This is a genomic window from Leptospira mayottensis 200901116 (assembly GCF_000306675.2).
GTDB lineage: Bacteria > Spirochaetota > Leptospiria > Leptospirales > Leptospiraceae > Leptospira > Leptospira mayottensis.
Map to the genome: position 1 here is coordinate 3,302,501 of NZ_CP024871.1, position 2,500 is coordinate 3,305,000.

Here is a 2,500-nt window from a genome sequence, read left to right on the forward strand (position 1 = left end):
ATGAACTTACGGATCTTAATGTCTTCATGAAGATTCTTTTTATAGTCAGACTGGGAAAACCAAATGGAGTCCCATCCTCTTGTGATCCCGATTCTTAAACCGATTGGATTTACTTTCTGTCCCATGAATACTCCGTATTAATCCGACAGAACCACTGTAATGTGGCTCAGTCTTTTTCTAATTCTTGCCGCGCGGCCTCTTGCACGAGGACGGAAGCGTTTCATGATCGGCCCTTCGTCCACGTAGATCTTTTTGATAAAAAGTTGAGTAGAATCAACCTTGTCGTTCAAAACGCTCGCGTTTGCGGATGCGGAAAGAATCACTTTTGTCAAAGGTTCGATCGCTCTTTTATTGGTGAATTTTAGAATATCGAGGGCTTCGCCCACTGCGTATCCGCGAATTTCATCCGCAACGAGGCGGACTTTTCTCGGAGACATTCTTACGAAACGGGCAACTGCTTTGGCTTCCATTACTTTTTGCCCGCCTTTTTATCTCCGGCAACGTGTCCGCGAAAGGTTCTTGTAGGAGAGAATTCTCCGAGTTTATGACCGATCATGTTCTCGTTGATATACACAGGAGTAAATTGTTTCCCGTTATGCACCATCACGGTGTGTCCCACCATATCCGGGAAGATTGTACTTCTTCTGGACCAGGTCTTAAAAGGTTTCTTTTGGTTTTCAGAGTTCAGCTTCGTGATCTTCTTCATGAGATGATCATCGATGAATGGGCCTTTTTTAACGCTTCTTGCCATTTACAAATTACCTGTTCCTATTCCGTTTTCTCTTCTGAACGATAAACTTATCGCTCGGACGGGCAGATCTTCTGGTTTTATAACCTTTGGTCGGTTGTCCCCAAGGAGAAACCGGGTGACGACCTCCAGAAGTACGTCCTTCCCCACCACCATGTGGGTGATCGACAGGGTTCATTACGACCCCGCGAACGGTCGGACGCTTTCCGAGCCAACGGGATCTTCCCGCTTTTCCGATGGATACCAGGTTGTGATCTTTATTACTGCAGATTCCGACAGTCGCATAACAATTCTCGTGAACCTTGCGAACTTCGGTTGAAGGAAGTTTCAGAAGAATGTATTCTCCGTCGCGACCCGCGATCGTTCCGAAAGAACCCGCGGTTCTCGCGATTTGTCCGCCTCTTCCGATTTGAAGTTCCACGTTATGCACGTTTGTGCCCGGTGGAATTTTTCCGATCGGCATCGCGTTTCCGATTTTAATTTCGGAACCCGCGCCAGACTGAACCGTATCGCCTACTTTGATTCCGTCCGGAGCGAGAATGTATGCATATTCTCCATCCTTGTAACAGATCAAAGAGATGAATGCGGAACGGTTCGGATCGTATTCCAGGGTCTTAATGACTGCCTGAACATCGGTCTTTCTGCGTTTGAAGTCGATGATACGATATTTTCTTTTTACGCGACCGCCTTTGTGACGAACGGAAATTTTTCCGCCGTCTCCTCTTCCCGCTTTGTAGTTCAGGGTAAGAGTCAAAGGTTTATACGGTTCTGTTTCCGTGATTTCTTTGAAATCCAGAACGGATTTATAACGGCTTGCGGAAGTTACGGGTTTAAACTTTTTGATTCCCATTTTTTATGCTTCCTTTGCGAAATCAATGCTTGCGCCGTCACGGAAAGTCACTACCGCTTTTTTCCAGTGTGGACGGGGAGCCGGCATGTTTCTGAAACGTTTGATTTTTCCTCTGTAAACCTGAACGTTCACGGAAGAAGGAGTTATTTTGAAAATCTTTGTGAACGCTTCTTTGATGAGAGTTTTGTTGGCATCAACATGAACTTTTACGGTGTATTTTACCATTCTGGTTCCTTTTTTGCTGTTCGCTCCGATCGTTTCGAGTTCTTGGGATTTTTCAGTGACTACGGGTGTAAGAATTACGTCTTGGAGATTCATTTCTGTGCTCCATACTGAGTCAACATTTCGTTCAGAGCGGCTTCCGTGATCACCAAATTGCGATTATACAGAATGTCTCTACAGGAAATTCTTTTAGAATTGATATATTTTACGGTCGGGATGTTACGAACCGATTTTTTCACGAAATCGCTCTCACCTTGAACCAAAAGACCGACCACCCCAGTATTTCTAAGATTCATATTTTTGAATATAGAATCAAAGGACTTAGTGCTGTATTCTTTCGGATCGAGATCCTCGATCACTTTTACAGCGGATGCTTGTGCTTTTTTATTTAGAATCGAAAGCACGGCTCTGTGTTTGAGTTTGGAAGATACCTTGTAAGAATAATCTCTTGTTTGTGGACCGTGAACCGTTCCCCCGCCGACCCAATGAGGGGCGCGAGTGGAACCTTGTCTAGCGCGTCCAGTTCCTTTTTGAGCCCAAGGCTTTTTTCCGCCACCGCGAACTTCCGATCTGGTTTTAGTCGCGTGGTTTCCGGAACGCATATTTGCATTCTCGGCTTTGATCGCTTCGTAAATGGAAGCGACACTCAGCTTGCTTTCAAAGAGTGCGGAAGGAAGTTC

6 protein-coding genes (2 of these 6 cut by a window edge) are annotated in these 2,500 nt (G+C 45.4%); all 6 read right to left on the bottom strand.

What is annotated here, in order from left to right; genetic code table 11:
- Tightly spaced (at most 12 nt apart), the 6 genes in view from rpsC to rplD form a layout consistent with a single transcriptional unit that may run on beyond the window.
- A protein-coding gene (gene rpsC / locus LEP1GSC190_RS15160; RefSeq protein WP_002748468.1) for a 30S ribosomal protein S3 crosses the window boundary here: on the bottom strand, positions 1 to 125 show its 5' portion. The gene continues 553 nt to the left of window position 1, outside the view; only the first 125 of its 678 coding nucleotides appear in the window; it begins with the start codon at positions 123 to 125; its stop codon lies beyond the left edge, outside the window.
- Positions 126 to 137: 12 nt separating this feature from the next.
- Positions 138 to 470, bottom strand: coding sequence for a 50S ribosomal protein L22 (rplV, locus tag LEP1GSC190_RS15165; RefSeq protein ID WP_002748338.1), 333 nt, complete (start codon positions 468 to 470; stop codon positions 138 to 140).
- A complete protein-coding gene (gene rpsS, locus LEP1GSC190_RS15170) occupies positions 470 to 751 on the bottom strand; it encodes a 30S ribosomal protein S19 (RefSeq protein WP_002748475.1) in 282 nt (93 codons plus the stop codon). Before rpsS ends, rplV begins: the two co-directional genes overlap by 1 nt.
- A 7-nt stretch (positions 752 to 758) precedes the next feature.
- A complete protein-coding gene (gene rplB, locus LEP1GSC190_RS15175; protein WP_002748491.1) occupies positions 759 to 1,598 on the bottom strand; it encodes a 50S ribosomal protein L2 in 840 nt (279 codons plus the stop codon).
- Positions 1,599 to 1,601: 3 nt separating this feature from the next.
- Entirely contained in the window at positions 1,602 to 1,916 is a 315-nt protein-coding gene (locus tag LEP1GSC190_RS15180) for a 50S ribosomal protein L23 (RefSeq protein WP_002748545.1), read from the bottom strand.
- A protein-coding gene (gene rplD, locus LEP1GSC190_RS15185; protein WP_002748394.1) for a 50S ribosomal protein L4 crosses the window boundary here: on the bottom strand, positions 1,913 to 2,500 show its 3' portion. It continues 48 nt past the right edge of the window; only the last 588 of its 636 coding nucleotides appear in the window; its start codon lies off the right edge, out of view; its stop codon occupies positions 1,913 to 1,915. The genes LEP1GSC190_RS15180 and rplD overlap by 4 nt, the downstream gene beginning before the upstream one ends.